This is a genomic window from Mycobacterium terramassiliense, assembly GCF_900157385.1.
Taxonomy (GTDB): domain Bacteria; phylum Actinomycetota; class Actinomycetes; order Mycobacteriales; family Mycobacteriaceae; genus Mycobacterium; species Mycobacterium terramassiliense.
Genome location: NZ_LT717700.1, coordinates 325,516 through 341,738 on the forward strand (window position 1 = coordinate 325,516; position 16,223 = coordinate 341,738).

A 16,223-nucleotide genomic window follows, 5' to 3' on the forward strand; every position below is an offset into this window, starting at 1 on the left:
CCGCCGACGGTCAATAGAGGCAAGACCCCTCCGACCGACCCATTCACGCCTGGCGAACGCCGTGCCATGCTGATCGCGGTCGGCGTTGTCGTTGGTGTTATTGCTGCCGGCTCGACGGCATGGGTAATGACCGACCACTCGTCGGACCCCTACGACCGATCGGGTGATGGCTGCGTGAATGTCACGTTCGCGAGTTCGATGGGCGGCGGACTCGAGCACGCATGTGGTACGGCGGCGCGTGACTGGTGTCGCGCCATCTACGCGCAACATGACGCCCACGCTGAAGCGGTTCAGGCTGAATGTCGCGTCGCGGGGATTCTGCCGTAGGGCAGTGCCGGCTCGTCATCAACTAGCGTAAGACGAACCACAGCCGTCGCGTGGTGCCGCTGCATGCGACCGCAGTCGCGACGTTGCGTAAGCGCCGCATTGTCGTCGAGGCCTACCACAGCTGGACTTCTTAACTCGATGAAGCGGCAAGCCTTTCGTCGATAGCGTTGAAAACAGTTCGCCAGCCGCCTACGTCTATCGTGAGCCGTCAGGAGGAATCGGCGAAATTCGCGGCTAATCGCCGTGGTGCGGGCGCCCAGAGCTAGGTCCCGAGGGGCATTGTGTGCGGCCGACAACCTTGTTGGCGCATTTGGCGGCTATCACCCGCCAGCCGGGGCTGGCTGCCGCCTGCCGGACGGCGCTGCTTTCACTGCGTCACCCCTCCCTCAGAATCCAAGACATGGCGGCACCTTAAGGCACTTCGGGGCTTACCCCGTCGGGGCTCAGGTTGCTGCATAAGCCTTCCAGCGGCCTACCGGTCGCGAGGATTCGTTCGCTTTGAGAATGTTCCCAAAAGCGTTCCCAACGGGCATGAAAATGGCCCCCGGAGAAGTCTCCGGGAGCCATTTCACCTGGTAGCGGGGACAGGATTCGAACCTGCGACCTCTGGGTTATGAGCCCAGCGAGCTACCGAGCTGCTCCACCCCGCGTTGGTAAATGACAGGTTACCGAACGCGCGTCGCGGCGGCCAAATCGCGCGCTGACCAGCCCCGTTTCAGCGGCGAACGCGCGCGGTCAGTGCGCCGAGGCAGCGGAAGTCGCCCACGGGCTGCAGGCCCACCATCAGCCGCCCGTCGACCAGCCAGGCCGGTGTGCCGTCGACGCCGCGGTGGCGCGCCACCCACTCGGCCTGCCCGACGGCCATCGCCGCGCTGCCGTCGGACAGCGCGGCGCGCAGCCGGCCCACGTCGGCGCCCGCCAGGAGGGCGTGCCGGTCGATGACGGCCTGGTCGTCGATGTCCTCGCCGAAAACGAAGTGCGCGTCAAACAGCCGGCGGTGCAGCTCCGGGAACGCGGCGGGGTCATTGAGCCGCGCCCACTCCGCGGCCGCCAAAGCCCTTCGGCTGTGCGGTATCCGGCGGGGCCAGCGCAGCGGCATCGCCACCGCCCGGGCCTGCCGCTCGATCATGGCGTGCCTGGGCCCGGGGCCGAACCTCATCGGCAGGCCCCCGGGCGGCATGCCCGGGTGCGCCTGGAACGGCAGCAAGACGACGTCGATCCCCGCCTCCACGAGGATCGCGGTCCGGTGTTGCGCGACGTAGGAGAACGGGCACACAAAGTCGTACCAGTGCAGCACCGTGCGGTCGTCGTCGTAGGGCTCAGTCATGATTTCCTCCCTGGCGCGGCGTGGATTCCCGGATCAGCGCTTCGGTGACCTGAGTGAGCAGGTTGGCGGCGTCCTGGGTGCAGCGCCGCGGGTCGGGCTCGAGTTCGGTCAGGGTGCGGACGGCGGCGAAGCCCGCCGCGCGGGCCTGCGCGCTGCTCAGGGTCGACACCCCGGCGATGGCGAAGGTCGGCACGCCGTGTTTGTGGGCGCACCGGGAAACGCCGACGGGTGCCTTGCCGCGCAGCGATTGGACGTCGAGGGACCCCTCGCCGGTCACCACCACCTTGGCGCCGGCCAGATTCCGGTCGAGCCCCACGAGTTCGAGGATCATCTCGATGCCGGGCCGCATCCGCGCGCCCAGCACGGACAGCGCCGCGAACCCCACGCCGCCCGCGGCGCCGGCGCCGGGCTGGTTGCGGCAGTCGGTGTGGGTCGCCCGGTCGACGAGATCCGCCCAGCGGGAAAGCCCGCGTTCGAGGGCCGCCACCTGCTCGCCGTGGGCACCCTTCTGGGGTCCGTAGCCGATCGCCGCGCCGTGCGGTCCGCACAGCGGGCTGTCCACGTCGGCCGCGAGCGTGAAGGCGCTGTCTTTGATGGCGGGATGCAACCCGCCGAGGTCGAGGCGCGCGGCCTGCGCCAGGCCGCGGCCCCCGGGCGGGATCGGGTCGCCACGGTGGTCGAGGATTTCGGCGCCGAGCGCGACGAGCATGCCGGCGCCGCCGTCGGTGCTCGCGCTGCCGCCGACGGTGATGACGATGTCGCGGCACCCATCGTCGAGCGCGAGGCCGATCACGCTGCCCAACCCGTGGGTGCTGGCCGTCATTGGCGCCGGCGTCTGTGCGGGAAGCCGCTGGGTACCGCAGACGTCGGCCATCTCGATGACCGCGCGCGTGCCCGTTCGCGCGTAGGCGGTGTGCACCGGCGCGCGGGTCGGTCCGGTGACGTGGGCGGGCATGCGTTGGAATCCGGCGGCCAGCACGGCATCCAGGGTCCCCTCCCCGCCGTCGGCGACGGGGCAGGCGACGGTCGTCGCCTGCGGATCGGCGCGCCACACGCCCCGCGCCATCGCCCGCGCGGCTTCCGCGGCGCGCAACGATCCCTTGAACTTGTCGGGCGCCAGGACGATGTGGCCGCCCATCACGCCACCATCCAGCCGAGCCACGACGTTGTCTGCAGGTACACCAGGAGACACATCAGGGCCAGCAAGAGCAGGCTCCACTTCAAGACCACGCGGAACAGATCCCCCTCCCTGCCCTTCATCTGCACCGCGGCGGTGGCGATGACCAGGCTCTGCGGCGAGAGCATCTTCCCGATCACGCCCCCCGACGAGTTCGCCGCCGCCAGCAGGGTCGGGCTGAGGCCAGCGGAGTGCGCGGCGCTGACCTGCAGCACCCCGAAGAGCGAGTTGGAGGAGGTGTCCGAACCGGTGACCGTCACGCCAAGCCAGCCGATGATGGGCGCGACGATCCCGAGCAGGCCGCCGGCGCCGGCGATCCACAGGCCCAGCGTGGTGGTTTCGCCGGACAGGTTCAACAGGTAGGCCAGCGCCAGCACCAGGCCCACGGTGAGTGCGGCGCTGCGTAATTGGATCGCCGCCTGCGCGTAGGCACGCAGCGCCTGGCCTACCGACGTGCGCAGCACGAGCATGGTGAGCAGCCCGCTCGCGAGGAGCAAAGTGCCTGCGGCCGAAAGGAAGTCAAGCTTGTAAACGGTCAGCGGGGAGGCCTTGTGCGCCGCGTTGGCGACGTGCAGACCGGGCCAGGCGAAGCTGGTGCCGCCGTGCTTGAGCAGCGCGGTGAACGGCTTCCACATCGACACCGAGAAGATCGCGGTGACCATCACGTACGGCGCGTAGGCCAGCAGGACGTCCCTGCGCGAGTCGGCCACCTCGTCGCGCACCCCGCTGGCCGGGTGCGCGGTCAGCACGGCGCCATCCGGCCGGCCCACCGGCGCTGTGGCGCTTTGGTTTTCGTGAGTGAGCGCGACCTTTTCGGTCGCGCCCACCAGTGGGGCCTTCGGGCGCCAGACCCGAAGCAGCAAGACGATGGAACCGGCGCTGATGATCGACCCGGCGATGTCGGTGAGCTCGACGGAGAAGAAGTTCGAGCACAGGAATTGGACGATCGCGTAGACGCCGCCGCCCATCGCGGCGGCCGGCCAGGCGTGTTTGAGCCCCGCGCGGCCGTCGACCATGAAGATCAGGATGAACGGGACGATGCAGGCCAGGATCGGGGTTTGCCGACCGACCATGGCGCCCAGCGTGTCCAGGGGCAGCCCGGTGACCCCGGACAGCGCGACGATCGGGATGCCCAACGAGGCGAACGCGACCGGGGCGGTGTTGGCCACCAGTGCCACGGCGGCGGCCTTCAGCGGCGAGAACCGCAGCGCGACCAGCATCAGCGACGTGATGGCCACCGGGGTGCCGAAGCCGGCCAGGCCCTCGATGAGCGCGCCAAAACAGAACGCGACGATGACGGCCTGGATCCGCTGGTCCGGGGAGATCGATGCCATGGAGCGGCACAGCACGTCGCGATGGCCGGTCTGGACCGTCAGGTTGTATATCCAGATCGCGTTGAGCACCAACCACATAATGGGAAACATCCCGTAGGCGAACCCGAGCACCGCCGAGTCGGCGACCTGCGCCACGGGCATGTGATAAGCCCCCCAGGCGATCAGCGCCGCGGTGCCGACGCCGACGGCGGCGGCGATGGGCGCGCGCACCCGAAGCCCGCCGAGCAGCACGAACATGATGACCAATGGCAGCGCGGCGACGGCGGCGCTCCATCCGAGGGAATGGGCGACGGGGGTGTAATCGGGCTGGAACATCTAGAGCACCGCCCCCGGGTTGAGGATGTTCTGCGGATCGAGGGCCCGCTTGATGCGGCGGGTCAGCTCCATCACGTCGGGCCCCAACTGATCCGGCAGCCACGCCTTCTTGAGCCGCCCCACGCCGTGCTCGCCAGTGATGGTGCCGCCGAGTTTCAGTGCCAGGTGCATGATTTCGCCGAACGCGAGGTGCGCGCGCCGCGACTGGTCGGGATCGGCCGGGTCGTGCACGATCAGCGGGTGGGTGTTGCCGTCGCCGGCGTGCGCGATGACGGCGCAGACGATGTCGCGCTGGGCGGCGATGGCCTCGATCCCGTCGACCAGTGCGGGCAACGCCGGCAGCGGCACGCCGACGTCCTCGAGCAGCAGGTCGCCGAGCCGCTCGACGGCCGGGATGGCGAACCGTCGCGCGGCGGTGAACGCCTCGCCCTCGTTCGGGTCGTCGGTAACGAACACGTCGGTGGCGTTGGCGTGCGCGAAAGCTTGGGCGATGAAAGCCATTTCGTTCTCCCGGTCGCCGGGCGCGTCGGACTGGGCGATGAGCATCGCGCGGGCGCCGAGATCCAGGCCCATCTTGAGGTGCCTTTCGACCGCGGCGATCGCCGTGTGGTCCATGAATTCGAGCATCGCGGGCCGCATGACGCGGGTGATGTTGCAGACCGCCTCCGTGGCGTCGCGCACCGAGGAGAACGAGGCCACGACGGTGCTGGCGGGCGGCTGCGCCGGCAGCAGTCGCAGGGTCAGCTCGGTGATGACGCCGAGGGTTCCCTCGCTGCCCACGAACAGCTTGGTCAGCGAGAGGCCGGCCGAGTCCTTCAGGCGCGGCCCGCCGAGGCGCACCACCGTCCCGTCGGCCAAGACCACTTCCAGCCCGAGGATGTAATCGGTTGTGACGCCGTACTTTACGCAGCACAGGCCGCCCGCGTTGGTCGCGGCGTTTCCGCCGATGGAACAGAACTCGAACGACGACGGGTCGGGCGGATACCACAGACCGTGCTCGGCGACCGCCCGTTTGACCTCGGCGTTGGTGAGCCCCGGTTGCACCACCGCGGTGCGCGTCACCGGGTCGACCTCGATGCCCCGCATCAGCTCGGTGGTCAGCACGATGCCCCCGTCGACCGCCGTGGCGCCGCCCGACAAACCGGAACCCGCGCCGCGGGGCACCACCGGGACCCCGGCCGCGGTGGCCCAGCGCAGCACGGCCCGAACGTCGTCGGTGCTCCTGGCCCGCACCACGGCCGACGGGCGCCCGGCGTCCGGATCCTTGGCGCGGTCCTGCCGGTAGCCCTCGGTCACGTCCGGGTCGGTGAGCACGAGCAGGTTCGGGATGCTGGTGACGAGGTCGCGTTCGTCGAGTGCCGTCATGGGCGAGTTCCATTTCGTATGTTGGAATTTTTATTTCGCTTTAGTCACGGTGGCATGGCTCACGTTTGGCTGTCAAAGGAAACCCCCGTTGTCAGTACCGCCTTCGGTCAACTGCGCCGCGCCTGAACAGCCTTCACGCAAAATTCGCGGCCGCAGCGGTTGACAACCCGGGCGCCGAAGCCCTTCACTTATTCCGTATTTCGATTACTCCATTCCGTATTATGGAAGGAATGCCGTGGCGTCTGCGACCTACGCGGTGAACTGTTCGATCCTGTTCACCGAGCTGCCCCTGCTGAAGCGGCCGGCCGCGGCGCGGGCGGCGGGCTTCGAAGCGGTCGAGTTCTGGTGGCCGTTCGCCGAGCCGGCGCCGCCGGAAGGAGATGTCGACGCGTTCGTCCGCGCCATCCGGAATGCCGGGGTCCGGTTGAGCGGGTTGAACTTCGCGGCGGGTGACATGCCGGCGGGCGACCGCGGGATCGTGTCCGACCCCGGGTCGGTGACCGCGTTCCGGGACAGCGTGGACGTCGCCGTCGACATCGCCAAGACGCTGGGCACCCGGGCCTTCAACGCGCTCTACGGCAACCGCATCGAGGGGCTGGCGCCGGCGGCCCAAGACGACGTGGCGGCCGAGAACCTCGCCTACGCGGCCCAGGCGGCCCAACGCATCGGTGCCACGGTGCTCATCGAGCCGGTCAGCGGCGCACCCCGTTACCCCATCAGGACCGCGGCGGATGCCGTGCGGGTCGTCGATCGGGTGCGTAGCCGGGCGGGGTATGAAAACCTGTGCGTGCTGGCCGATCTCTATCACCTGCACGTCAACGGCGACGACGTGGCCGCCGCGCTGCACGCCCATGCCGACCGGGTCGGCCACGTCCAGATCGCGGACTCGCCGGGTCGCGGCGAGCCGGGGACCGGCGAGATCGTGCTCGCCAGTTATCTCGGGATCCTGCTCGATCACAGGTACGACGGGTACATCGGTTTGGAGTACCAGCCCAGCCGCCCCGACACCTTCGACTGGTTACCCGAAGCGGACCGGGGTCGCGCCGGAGTCAACATCGAATCCCTTGCGGCACTTGTGGAAACGAGGAGTCAATGAGCAGCATCGCGTTCATCGGGCTGGGTATCATGGGCAGCCCCATGGCCTGCCACCTGGCCCGGGCCGGTCACACCGTCTACGGCTACAACCGTTCGCCCCAGCGCTGTGCCGCGCTGGTCGAGGCGGGGGGCGTCGCGGCGGAATCGATCGCCGAGGCGGTCAAGGGCGCCGACGTGGTGGCCGTGATGGTGCCCGACTCCCCCGATGTGCACGACGTGTTGGCCTCGGACGGCGGGGTTTTCGCGCACGCCCAGCCCGAGACCCTGGTGATCGACTTCTCCTCGATCCGCCCCGACGTCACCAAGGAGCTGGCGGAGGAGGCCAGACGACGGGGGTTGCGCATGATCGACGCCCCGGTCTCGGGCGGTGAGGCCGGTGCCAAGAACGCGTCGCTGTCGATCATGGTCGGGGCCACCGAGCGCGATTTCGCCGCCGCCACGCCGATCCTGCAGGCCGTCGGCAAGACGATCGTCCACGTGGGTCCCACCGGTGCGGGTCAGACCGTCAAGGCCGCCAATCAACTCATCGTCGCGGGCAACATCGAACTCCTCGCCGAGGCGATCACCTTCCTGCGGGCCTACGCGGTCGATCTCGACGCGGCGGTCAAGGTGCTGGGCGGCGGTCTGGCCGGCTCGGCGGTGCTGGACCAGAAGGCCCCGAAGATGTTGGCCCGCAACTTCGACCCGGGATTCCGGATCGAGCTGCACCACAAGGACATGGGCATCGTGACCAGTGCCGCACGCGAGGCCGACGTCGTCATCCCCTTGGGCGCGGTCGTGGCCCAATTGATGGCGTCCGCGCTGGCCAACGGCGACGGGGCGCTGGACCACTCGGGCCTGCTGCTGGGCGTCGAGCGGTTGTCGGGACGCGGGGAAAGCTAGCGCCATGACGCGGATGCGCACGGTCGACGCGGCCGTCAGGATTCTTCAGATCGAGGGTGCCACACAGGCGTTCGGCCTGCCGGGCGCCGCGATCAATCCCTTCTACTCGGCGATGCGCGCCCACGGCGGCATCCGGCACGTGCTGGCCCGCCACGTCGAGGCCGCCAGCCACATGGCCGAGGGGTACACCCGCGCCGCGCCCGGCAACATCGGCGTGTGCATCGGCACCTCCGGCCCGGCGGGCACCGACATGATCACCGGGTTGTATTCGGCCAGCGCGGATTCCATTCCGATCCTGGCGATCACCGGCCAGGCGCCGGTGAACAGGCTGCACAAGGAGGACTTTCAGGCCGTCGACATCGCGGCGATCGCGGCGCCGGTGACCAAGATGGCGATGACGGTGCGCGAGCCCGGCCAGGTGCCCGGTGCGTTCGCCCAGGCGTTCCACCTGATGCGCTCGGGACGCCCGGGACCGGTGCTGATCGACCTGCCCATCGACGTTCAGCTGGCCGAGATCGACTTCGACCCATCGGCTTACGCCCCGCTGCCCGTCTACCAGCCCGCCGCCGGCCCGGCCCAGATCAACAAGGCGCTCGACATGCTGCAAACGGCGCAGCGCCCGCTGATCGTCGCCGGTGGGGGCGTCATCAACGCCGACGCCTGCGACCTGCTCGTCGAGCTGGCCGAGGTGCTCAACGTCCCCGTGGTGCCCACGCTGATGGGCTGGGGCGCGATCCCCGACGACCATTCGCTGGCCGCCGGGATGGTCGGCCTGCAGACGGCGCACCGCTACGGCAATGCCACGATGCTGGAATCCGATTTCGTGCTGGGGATCGGAAACCGTTGGGCCAACCGCCACACCGGCGGGCTCGACACCTACCGCCGCGGCCGCCGCTTCGTGCACATCGACATCGAGCCCACCCAGATCGGCCGCGTGTTCCCCCCCGACCTCGGCATCGTCTCCGACGCCGGGGCCGCGCTGGAGTTGCTGGTGGCGCTCGGGACGGCGCGCGCCGCCGCCGGCGCGCTGCCGGACTGGAGCGACTGGGTCCGCGCCTGCCGGCACCGCAAGCAGACCCTGCACCGCAAGACCCACTTCGACGACGTGCCGATCAAGCCGCAACGCGTCTACGAGGAGATGAACCGCGCCTTCGGCCGCGATGTCCGGTACGTCACCGCGATTGGGCTCTCCCAGATCGCCGGCGGCCAGTTCCTGAACGTGTTCAAACCCCGCCACTGGATCAACTGCGGCCAGGCCGGTCCGCTGGGATGGACCGTGCCCGCCGCCCTGGGTGTGGTCACCGCCGACCCCGCCGCCACGGTGGTGGGCTTGTCGGGCGACTACGACTTCCAGTTCCTCATCGAGGAACTCGCCGTCGGTGCGCAGTTCAACCTGCCCTACGTCCATGTCGTGGTGAACAACTCCTACCTCGGGCTGATCCGCCAGGCGCAGCTGAACTTCGACATGGACTACTGCGTTTCGCTGGCCTTCGACAACATCAACGCCCAGGAATCCGGCGACACCGACCTGCCCAAGGGATACGGCGTCGACCACCGCAGCGTCGTGGAAGGGCTGGGCTGCAAGGCCATTCAAGTCACCGAGCCGTCCGGCATCGGCCCGGCGCTGAGCCGGGCGCAAGAACTGGCGCGCGAGCACAAGGTCCCCGTCGTGGTCGAGGTCTTCCTGGAAAGGGTCACCAACATCGCGATGGGCACCGAGATCGACAACGTCATCGAGTACAACGAGCTCGCGGCGCTGCCCGCCGACTGAGCGGCGGGCCGCTTGCTGCCGGCGTCGATTTCGTGATACGAAAAAGCGCAGGCGGGATGACGGGCCCTCGGGGCTGGATCGGAAGCGGTGATGGCTCGCGAGACCCACAAAAGCCGGGGTACGGGCGGTGTTCAGTCGGTTGAGCGGGCGTTCGAGCTGCTGGAGATCCTGGCGACCATGGGCGGCACGGGCGCGCTCGGCGACCTCGCGGCGCGCGCCGATCTGCCGGCGCCGACGATCCACCGCCTGGCGCGGACCCTGTTGGGCATGGGCTACCTGCGGCAGCTGCCCAACCGGCATTATTCGTTGGGGCCCAAGCTGATCCGCCTCGGCGAGAGCGCCGCACACCTCGTCGGGACGTGGTCGCGGCCCCATCTGCTCGAACTGGTGGAGCGCACCGGCGAGACGGCGAACATGGCGCTGATGGACAACGACATGGCCGTCTACGTCGCGCAGGTGCCCTCGCCGCACTCGATGCGGATGTTCACCGAGGTCGGCCGCCGGGTGTACCCGCATTGCACCGGCGTCGGCAAGGCGCTGCTGATGCAGCTACCCAACGATTCGGTGCGGGCCCTGGTGTCGCGCACCGGGATGCCCGCCTCGACCGAGAACTCGCACACCACCCCCGAGGAGCTGCTCGCCGACATCGAGCTGTGCCGCTCGCGGGGCTACGCCGTCGACGAGGGCGAGCAGGAGGTGGGCGTGCGCTGCTTCGCCGTGCCGGTGCCCGACGCGCCGTCGCTGACGGCGATCTCGATATCGGGTCCCGCGGCCCGCGTCACGCTGAAATCCGCGACGGAGGTCACCCCCTTGCTCAAGCGGGTCGCCCGCGACATCGCCTCGGAGTTCGACAAGGAAGCGGCCGGCTAGCCGTTGCGGGCCGCGTCGGCCTGGCGCCGGGCCCACCGCTTGGCCCACCTGCCCAGCGGCTCGTAGGCCTGCAACAGACTGCGGCCCTCCTCGGAGAGCCGATAACCGTTGGCCCCCTTGCCGAGGATGCCCGCCTCACGAAGCTCGCCCAGCCTGCTGTTGAGTGCGCTGGCCGACACCCCGCCGCAGCGTTGCTGCAGTTGGCGAAACGTCAGTTCCTCCGAGCGCAATTCCCAGATGACCCGCATCGCCCAGCGGCGCCCGAGCAAGTCCAGCAGAGCCATGATCGGTTCTCTCGAGCTCTCGGGCACTGCAGCAGCGTAACGCCCCGGCCCCTCTTGCGCTCTGATTTCCGGAGCGCTATGGTTGTGCTTCGATAATCAGAGCACGGAGGTGGGTCGTGTCCCGTCGAGTCCGGATCGCTCCGCTGGAGCCGCCCTACCAGCCCGAGATCCAGCGGCTGCTCGCCAAGTGGATGCCGCCCGGTTCGCCGGTGGCGCCGTTGGCGTTGTTCCGCACTTTGGCCGTGCACGACGAGCTCGCGGCGCGCATGCGTCCGCTGGGCGCGGGCATCCTGGGCGGCCGCATTGTGGCGCCCCGGGCCCGCGAGGTGCTGATCGCCCGAACGTGTGCCCTGTGTTGCGCCGAGTATGAATGGGGCGTGCACGCCGCCGCCTTCGCCAAGCCGCTCGGCCTGACCGACGAGCAGCTGTATTCCACCGTGCACGGCGGACCGGACGACGCATGCTGGAATACCCAGCAGCGCAACATCATCCGCCTCGCCGACGACCTGCACCACACCAGCGCCATCTCCGATGAGTTGTTCGACGACCTGCGCACCGACTTCGACGACCAGCAGATCCTCGAGCTGACCGCGACGGCCGGCTGGTATCACACCATCGCCTATATCATCGGCGTCGCCGGCGTCGCGGCCGAACCGTGGGCCGCGCCGTTCCCCTCAGTGTGAAGGCGGGTTCAGCCCGTAGCGCTGGGCGATGTCGTCCATCCAGTCCGGCGACCCGTAGGTGAGCCCGTATTTGTCCGCCAGCTCGCCGAATTCGGGCAGCTCGTGCAGGACCTTGCCGACCGGGTCGTTCGCGTGCTCCACGAGCAGCTCACCGAGCTCGCGGAAGTAGTTCTCGAATCCGCCGGGGGTGATGACCTCGATGATGCGGCCGGGCTCGCTGCCGGCGTTCCACATCGCGTGCATCTGCCCGCGCGGTTTGGTGATGTAGCCACCCGGACCGAGGACCACCTCGCTGTCGTCGGAGCGGAAACCGATTTCACCCGCCAACACGATCGAGTGCTCGTCTTCGCGGGTGTGCCGGTGCGCCGCGGTCAGTAGGCCGACTTCGAACGGATGCTCGACGATGGAGACCTCGCCCCCGTTGGTCTTGCCGGAGAGCTTGAACACCGCGCCGAAACCAGGCAGCGCCACGTAATCCCCTTCGCCCGGCCGCACGATCGTGACCCCGATTTGCTCAGCGCCATCGTTCACGTGCGCTACCTCCTCGCGCTGCAGGCTATTCGGGCCAGGTGTTATTCGTGATGATGTCGACGAAATCGGCGCGGACGAAGGTGGGGTCGAAGTGTTGCAGCACATCGGCATTCACCGTCCCGAAGGTGCTGTCGGGCCGGTGCTTCATCCCGTCGTTGAACGCCGCCAGGATCCGCCGCTTGAAATCCGGTCTCGGGTGGGCGGCGGTCACCGCGGCGAGCGCGTCGGGGGGAAGATCGTCGCGGCCGATGCCCAGCACGTCGGTCTCCACACCCGCGGTGACGCAGGCGATCTCGGGCGCCAGGAACTCGGGCACGCCGGGTGTGGTGTGTAGGGCGATGCTCAGCCACACCTTGTCGGCGTCGGCCTGATCGACGCCATGCTGCAGCAGGAACTCTCGCGCCGCATGGGCGCCGTCGACCTCGAAGCGCAGGGTGGAGCTGCGGTAGCGCTCGGTGAGACCCAGGTCGTGGAACATCGCCCCGGCGTAGAGCAGCTCCAGGTCCGGCTGCAGGCCGCGGCGGCGCCCCTGCAGCGCGCCGAACAAAAAGACCCGGCGCGAATGGTCGAACAGCAGGTCGTCTTCGGCGCCGCGGATGTAGTCGGTGATCTCGCGCACGAGGTCGGTGTCGGGTATCGCGATATTGGCGATGGTTTCTGGTGATTGGATGGCCATGATCGTATCGCCTTTCATCCCACGGCGGCCAGGGCGGGCGGTGTCTGGTCCCGAGGCGACCACAGCGGCTGCGGCACCTCGACACCGAACGGCGCGTCCCAGTGGTTTCGGGACGAAACTTCATGCACCGGGCGACGATTGGCGGCCACACCCCACCTTCCCCGTGGGTAGCCCAGCGTCAGCATGGCCGACATCTTCCAGCCTTCCACCACGGGCACGCCCAGCAACTCGTTGACCCTGTCCCTGAAATTGTTGAGCACCATCGTCATGACGCCGCCGACGCCCTCAGCACGGGCGGCGAGCAAGACGCTCCAGATCGCCGGGTAGATGTTGGCGCCCCCGAGGTCGTCGATGGCGAAGACGAAGAGCAACAGGGGAACCTCGTCGAAATGGTCGGCCAGGTAGTCCCCCGAGCCCTTGATCCGGCGCATCGTCTCAACGTGCGCGGCCGGGTCCGCGCCGGGCCCCGGCACCGCCATCGGCCCCTGCCCCGTCCTGAACTTCTCGTATTCGAGGGCGCGGCCCTGCCGAAAAAGCTCGCCGAACTCGTGGATGAGCTCCGGATCGTCGACGGCCACAAAGTGCCACCGCTGGGTGTTGCCCCCGTTGGGCGCCCGGACGGCCGCATCGAGGATGCGGGCCTGCACGTCCAGCGGAACCGGATCCGGCCGCAACCGCCGCATCATCCGGGTGGTGTAGAGGGCCTCGTGGATCTCCATTTGTCTACTCCTTTCCGTGCCCATGTCCGCGCCTGTCATTCAGGCCAAGGACTGCGGTAAATCGCGTCGACCATGCTGCGGGGCTTGAAGTTCGGATCGAAGTGCGCCAGCACGTCGTCGTTCATCGTGCCGAAGGTGGTCTCCGGCCGCTGCTTCATGCCCTCGTTGAAGGCCACCAGGATGCGGTTCTTGAAATCCGGACGCGGGTGGGCCGCGGTCACCGCCTCGATGGCGTGCGATGGCAGGTCGTCTCGGGCCGCACCGACGACGTCGGTCGCGACACCGGCCACGAGCAGACTGATTTCGGGGTCTAACCGGGCCGGCACCCCGGGCGTCGTGTGCAACGCGATGCCGAGCCACACCTTGTGGGCCTCGGATCGGTCGACGCCGCGTTCCAGCAAGAAGTCGCGCGCCGCGTCGGCACCGTCAATTTCGAAGCGCTCGGTCGAGGTGCGGTAACGCGCGGTGAGGCCCAGGTCGTGGAACATCGCGGCCACGTAGAGCAGTTCCAGGTCCGGTTGCAGGCCGAGGCGGCGCCCGTGCAGCGCGCCGAAGAGGTACGCCCGCCGGGAATGGTGGAACAGCACGTCCTCCTCGGCGTCGCGGATGAACTCGGTGGCGTCCCGGACAAGGGCGGTGTCGGGGATGACGATGCCGGCAATGGTTACGGACTGAATCGCCATGACGCTTCTCCTTCGAGGACTGGCTCCATCTTCGGGCGCCGCGCCTCCATCGACCGCTGCCGTTCGGGCCGTCTTTCCCATGGATTGCGACACAATGTGTGCGTGGCTAAAGCCGCCGGGCAGTCGCGCGTGATAGTCATCGTCGTCTTCGACGACGTGACGATGCTGGACGTCGCGGGGGCGGGCGAGGTGTTCGCCGAAGCCAACCGGTTCGGCGCCGACTATCGGCTCAAGATCGCGTCGGTGGATGGGCGCGACGTCACCACCTCGATCGGGACCCGGTTGGGCGTCACGGACGCCCTGTCGTCGATCGAGTCGGCCGACACCGTCATGGTCGCCGGCAGCGACGACCTGCCGCGGCGGGCGATCGACCCCGAGCTTGTCGACGCGGTCAAGTCGGCCGCGGACCGGACCCGGCGGCTGGCCTCGATCTGCACGGGGTCGTTCATCCTGGCGCAGGCCGGGCTGCTCAACGGCCGGCGCGCGACCACGCACTGGCACGACGCCCGGCTGTTCGCCCGGGCCTTTCCGACCGTCACCGTCGAGCCCGACGCGATTTTCGTCCGCGACGGCGACGTCTTCACCTCGGCGGGGGTGTCGTCGGGCATCGACCTCGCGCTGGCGCTCGTCGAGATGGATCACGGCACCGAGCTCGTCCGCGACGTGGCCCGGTGGTTGGTCGTCTATCTCAAGCGCGCGGGCGGACAGTCGCAATTCTCGGTGCTGGTCGAGGCCGACCCCCCGCCGCAGTCTCCGCTGCGCAAGGTCGCCGAGGCAATCTCGGCCGACCCGGCGGCCAACCACAGCGTGCAAGCGCTCGCGGCGCAGGCTTCCTTGAGCACGCGGCAGCTGACGCGGCTGTTCCAATCCGAGCTCGGCACGACGCCGGCCCGCTACGTCGAGATGGTGCGCATCGACGCCGCCCGCGCCGCGCTCGACGCCGGACGCAGCGTCGCCGACACGGCGCGCATCGCCGGGTTCGGTAGCACGGAAAGCCTCCGGCGGGTGTTCGTCGACCACCTCGGCGTCTCGCCGAAGGCCTACCGGGAGAGGTTCCGCACGGCATCGCGCGGCTGAAACCTTCCGGCATACTGTTCCGCCATGCACATCGACGTGATGACGGTTCCCCAACCGCTGGACAAGATCGGCGATCTGGCCCGCCGGTCGCAGGCCGCCGGGTTCTCCGGGCTGCTGTTGACCGAGACCGGGCGCACGCCCTACCTCAACGCCGCCGTCGCCTCGCAGTCCGCGCCCGGCCTCGAGCTGTCCACCGGGGTCGCGGTGGCGTTTCCGCGCAGCCCCTTCGTCACCGCGGCCACCGCCTGGGAGCTGCAGGAGTCGACCGGCGGGAAGTTCCGGCTCGGCCTCGGCACGCAGGTGCGGACGCACGTGGTCCGGCGCTACGGGATGGCCTTCGAGCGGCCCGGTCCGCGGCTGCGCGACTACGTGCTGGCGGTGAAGGCGTGCTTCGCCGCGTTCCGGACGGGTGCACTGGAGCATCACGGCGAGTTCTACGACCTCGACTTCATCACCCCGCAGTGGAGCGCCGGACCCATCGACGCGCCCGACCCGAAAGTCGATGTGGCGGCGGTGAATCCGTGGATGCTGCGGATGGCCGGCGAGGTCGCCGACGGCGTGCACGTCCACCCGCTCGGCGAGCCCGGCTACCTGGCCCGTCACGTCGTGCCCAACGTCGCGGACGGAGCCGCCAAGGCAGGGCGCTCGCCGTCGGACATCGCGATGATCGTGCCGGTGATGACCATCGTCGGCGACAGCGACGAGGAGCGCGCCCGCGAGCGCGAGTCGGTGCGGGCCAGCATGTCCTTCTACGGCAGCACCCCCAATTACGCGTTCATCTGGGACGAGGCGGGATTCGAGGGCACCACGGCCCGCATCCGGGAGAAGCAGAAGGCCGGGGACTTCGCCGGCATGGCGGCCCAGATCACCGACGAGCACATCGCCGCGTTCGCCACCGAGTCGACATGGGACGCGCTGGCCGGCGCGCTGAGCGAGAAGTACGCGGGGGTCGCGACCCGCCTGGTGCTGTACAACGCTTTTGGAGCGCAGGGCGACCCCGAGCGCTTCGAGCGCTACGGCGAGGTGGCCCGCCGGCTACGGGCCGGTTAGCGCCGCGTGAGGGTGCGCGGAATGCCGCGGTTTACGGCGTGTCGGCGGACCGACACG

Annotated in this window: 17 protein-coding genes and 1 tRNA gene; 8 read left to right on the forward strand and 10 right to left on the reverse strand. The window is 69.1% G+C overall.

Annotation, left to right across the window (positions count from 1 at the left end; all coding sequences use genetic code 11):
• Positions 1-66 precede the first annotated feature (66 nt).
• A complete protein-coding gene (locus tag MTAB308_RS28860) occupies positions 67-327 on the forward strand; it encodes a hypothetical protein (RefSeq protein WP_157900933.1) in 261 nt (86 codons plus the stop codon).
• 573 nt (positions 328-900) lie between these two features.
• On the opposite strand, the gene MTAB308_RS09595 is transcribed toward MTAB308_RS28860, so the two are convergent.
• The 5 genes from MTAB308_RS09595 to MTAB308_RS09615 form a co-directional block, all read right to left on the reverse strand.
• A tRNA-Met gene (locus MTAB308_RS09595) sits at positions 901-977 on the reverse strand.
• Positions 978-1,042: 65 nt separating this feature from the next.
• Positions 1,043-1,654 (reverse strand): DsbA family oxidoreductase, encoded by a 612-nt coding sequence (locus tag MTAB308_RS09600; RefSeq protein WP_077099242.1) that lies wholly within the window; start codon positions 1,652-1,654, stop codon positions 1,043-1,045.
• On the reverse strand, positions 1,647-2,792 hold the full coding sequence (locus tag MTAB308_RS09605; protein ID WP_077099243.1) for a glycerate kinase: 1,146 nt from the start codon (positions 2,790-2,792) through the stop codon (positions 1,647-1,649). Before MTAB308_RS09605 ends, MTAB308_RS09600 begins: the two co-directional genes overlap by 8 nt.
• The gene (locus MTAB308_RS09610; RefSeq protein WP_077099244.1) at positions 2,792-4,480 is read right to left on the reverse strand and encodes an L-lactate permease; all 1,689 of its coding nucleotides are present in this window, start codon (positions 4,478-4,480) and stop codon (positions 2,792-2,794) included. The genes MTAB308_RS09605 and MTAB308_RS09610 overlap by 1 nt, the downstream gene beginning before the upstream one ends.
• On the reverse strand, positions 4,481-5,845 hold the full coding sequence (locus MTAB308_RS09615; protein WP_077099245.1) for an FAD-binding oxidoreductase: 1,365 nt from the start codon (positions 5,843-5,845) through the stop codon (positions 4,481-4,483).
• A 235-nt stretch (positions 5,846-6,080) separates the two neighbouring features.
• Between MTAB308_RS09615 and MTAB308_RS09620 the strand changes: the two genes are divergently transcribed.
• The 4 genes from MTAB308_RS09620 to MTAB308_RS09635 all read left to right on the forward strand — a co-directional run bounded on the left by MTAB308_RS09620 (position 6,081) and on the right by MTAB308_RS09635 (position 10,463).
• Positions 6,081-6,941, forward strand: a complete 861-nt coding sequence (locus tag MTAB308_RS09620; RefSeq protein WP_077099246.1) for a hydroxypyruvate isomerase family protein — start codon at positions 6,081-6,083, stop codon at positions 6,939-6,941.
• Positions 6,938-7,822, forward strand: a complete 885-nt coding sequence (locus MTAB308_RS09625) for a 2-hydroxy-3-oxopropionate reductase (protein ID WP_077099247.1) — start codon at positions 6,938-6,940, stop codon at positions 7,820-7,822. Before MTAB308_RS09620 ends, MTAB308_RS09625 begins: the two co-directional genes overlap by 4 nt.
• Positions 7,823-7,826: 4 nt before the next feature.
• Positions 7,827-9,593: a glyoxylate carboligase gene (gcl, locus tag MTAB308_RS09630; RefSeq protein ID WP_077099248.1), complete on the forward strand. Its 1,767-nt coding sequence runs from the start codon at positions 7,827-7,829 to the stop codon at positions 9,591-9,593.
• Positions 9,594-9,683: 90 nt separating this feature from the next.
• Positions 9,684-10,463 (forward strand): IclR family transcriptional regulator, encoded by a 780-nt coding sequence (locus tag MTAB308_RS09635; RefSeq protein ID WP_077099249.1) that lies wholly within the window; start codon positions 9,684-9,686, stop codon positions 10,461-10,463.
• Here MTAB308_RS09635 and MTAB308_RS09640 read toward each other — a convergent pair.
• Positions 10,460-10,774: a winged helix-turn-helix transcriptional regulator gene (locus tag MTAB308_RS09640; RefSeq protein WP_245831356.1), complete on the reverse strand. Its 315-nt coding sequence runs from the start codon at positions 10,772-10,774 to the stop codon at positions 10,460-10,462. The two genes, MTAB308_RS09635 and MTAB308_RS09640, sit on opposite strands and share 4 nt — an antisense overlap.
• A gap of 89 nt (positions 10,775-10,863) precedes the next feature.
• On the opposite strand from MTAB308_RS09640, the gene MTAB308_RS09645 reads away from it, so the two are divergent.
• Positions 10,864-11,430: a carboxymuconolactone decarboxylase family protein gene (locus tag MTAB308_RS09645; RefSeq protein ID WP_077099251.1), complete on the forward strand. Its 567-nt coding sequence runs from the start codon at positions 10,864-10,866 to the stop codon at positions 11,428-11,430.
• On the opposite strand, the gene MTAB308_RS09650 is transcribed toward MTAB308_RS09645, so the two are convergent.
• Genes MTAB308_RS09650 through MTAB308_RS09665 form a run of 4 tightly spaced genes read right to left on the reverse strand, consistent with a single transcriptional unit; the run spans position 11,422 to position 14,039 of the window.
• Positions 11,422-11,961 carry a cupin domain-containing protein gene (locus tag MTAB308_RS09650; protein ID WP_077099252.1) on the reverse strand — a complete coding sequence of 180 codons (540 nt, stop codon included), beginning with the start codon at positions 11,959-11,961 and terminating at the stop codon, positions 11,422-11,424. The genes MTAB308_RS09645 and MTAB308_RS09650 overlap by 9 nt on opposite strands.
• Before the next feature lie 25 nt (positions 11,962-11,986).
• The gene (locus MTAB308_RS09655; RefSeq protein ID WP_077100094.1) at positions 11,987-12,637 is read right to left on the reverse strand and encodes an HD domain-containing protein; all 651 of its coding nucleotides are present in this window, start codon (positions 12,635-12,637) and stop codon (positions 11,987-11,989) included.
• Positions 12,638-12,651: 14 nt separating this feature from the next.
• Positions 12,652-13,356, reverse strand: a complete 705-nt coding sequence (locus MTAB308_RS09660; RefSeq protein ID WP_077099253.1) for a nitroreductase family protein — start codon at positions 13,354-13,356, stop codon at positions 12,652-12,654.
• A gap of 35 nt (positions 13,357-13,391) precedes the next feature.
• Positions 13,392-14,039, reverse strand: a complete 648-nt coding sequence (locus MTAB308_RS09665) for an HD domain-containing protein (RefSeq protein ID WP_077099254.1) — start codon at positions 14,037-14,039, stop codon at positions 13,392-13,394.
• Positions 14,040-14,141: 102 nt separating this feature from the next.
• On the opposite strand from MTAB308_RS09665, the gene MTAB308_RS09670 reads away from it, so the two are divergent.
• Together MTAB308_RS09670 and MTAB308_RS09675 are read left to right on the forward strand one after the other, a co-directional pair.
• Positions 14,142-15,116 carry a GlxA family transcriptional regulator gene (locus MTAB308_RS09670; RefSeq protein WP_216823656.1) on the forward strand — a complete coding sequence of 325 codons (975 nt, stop codon included), beginning with the start codon at positions 14,142-14,144 and terminating at the stop codon, positions 15,114-15,116.
• Between the two features lie 24 nt (positions 15,117-15,140).
• Complete coding sequence (locus MTAB308_RS09675) at positions 15,141-16,166, forward strand: TIGR03617 family F420-dependent LLM class oxidoreductase (RefSeq protein ID WP_077099255.1); 1,026 nt, start codon at positions 15,141-15,143, stop codon at positions 16,164-16,166.
• The last annotated feature ends 57 nt before the right edge of the window (positions 16,167-16,223 follow it).